The following is a 1,076-nucleotide window of genomic DNA, read 5'->3' as shown; positions in this document are numbered from 1 at the left end:
ACCTCAATAACAGCGACTTTCCCGTGATACAGCAACGAAAAGCCCGACCTAAAGCAACTATTCTTGGGTATTAACCCTCGGGTATTAGCCCAGCTTTTTGGAGTTAATGGCCAAAATGTGTGTATGGGCTCGGCGTGTCGTGGCTGGTTTATCGTCCTGCCCAGCCTTTGCGGATGTGTAGGGAGCCGTCTTGGTAGGCGGGGTTGTAGTCGATGGCGGTGTCGTAGCCGGTCGGGCCGATCGGGTCGGTGGTGGCTGGGTGTGGGGGTTGTTGGCTGGTGTTGTGGCGGTGATGTGTCAGCCAGGTGATAGGGTCTGCCGGGTCGATAGATTTTTGGTTTAACAGCCATTCGACCGCTGTTTTCATGTGGGGTTCGGATAGGCCGCGGTGGGTGTTTAGTAGGCGTCGGATTGGAGGGTGTCAGGAAGTTTGTGTGTGAGGCTCTGATCTAGAAGGAGTTTCACCGATAATGACTACGGTGTCACCGAAGAAGAACCATGACCCGGCGAGGGTCAACGAGATCAGCGAGAAGCTGATGGAAAATCCTGAGCTTGCCAGCTTGATCAGCGAGCTGTCGGCCTCGACTGATGATGCCAGTGAGCTGGTCAAGGGCTTGTTGCAGGCCTCGATTAACGCTGGTCTGCAGGCGGAGATGGATGCTCATTTGGGCTACGGCCATTCCGACCGCAAGGCCAAAGCCCAGGTGGAAACCGTGCAGGGCGGCAATCACCGCAACGGGTCGTACACCAAGACGGTTAATTCTGGCTACGGCGCGTTGGAAGTAACCGTGCCCAGGGATCGTGCCGGCACGTTTGCACCGAAGATGGTGCCCAAGAGCGCACGCCGGCTCACAGAACTCGACGACATGATCGTCTCGCTGTACGCCGGCGGGATGACCGTGCGCGATATTCAGCACCACCTCGCGACCACGCTCGGGGTGGGTATGAGCCCGGATACGATCAGCACCATTACCGATGCGGTGTTAGACGAGGTCATGATCTGGCAAAACCGCCAGCTAGAGCAGTTCTATCCGGTGATCTTCCTTGACGCGATGCGCGTCAAGATACGCGACGGC

The 1,076-nt window shown here is 57.2% G+C and carries 2 protein-coding genes; one reads left to right on the top strand and one right to left on the bottom strand.

Annotated elements, in window-relative coordinates; genetic code table 11:
- Positions 1–148: 148 nt before the first annotated feature.
- The gene (locus QP109_RS09200; RefSeq protein WP_285024130.1) at positions 149–367 is read right to left on the bottom strand and encodes a hypothetical protein; all 219 of its coding nucleotides are present in this window, start codon (positions 365–367) and stop codon (positions 149–151) included.
- Between the two features lie 103 nt (positions 368–470).
- Here QP109_RS09200 and QP109_RS09195 point away from each other — a divergent pair.
- A partial coding sequence (locus QP109_RS09195) for a transposase (RefSeq protein WP_285024433.1) occupies positions 471–1,076 on the top strand: 606 nt, incomplete at its 3' end.

Origin of the sequence: Pauljensenia sp. UMB9872 (genome assembly GCF_030212665.1) — a bacterium.
Lineage (GTDB): Bacteria > Actinomycetota > Actinomycetes > Actinomycetales > Actinomycetaceae > Pauljensenia > Pauljensenia turicensis_B.
This window is presented reverse-complemented; position numbering and strand designations above follow the sequence as displayed.

Excerpts from the sequence above, each read along its gene's own strand:
- QP109_RS09200 (WP_285024130.1), bottom strand. The coding sequence starts at position 367 with ATGAAAACAGCGGTCGAATGGCTGTTAAACCAAAAATCTATCGACCCG.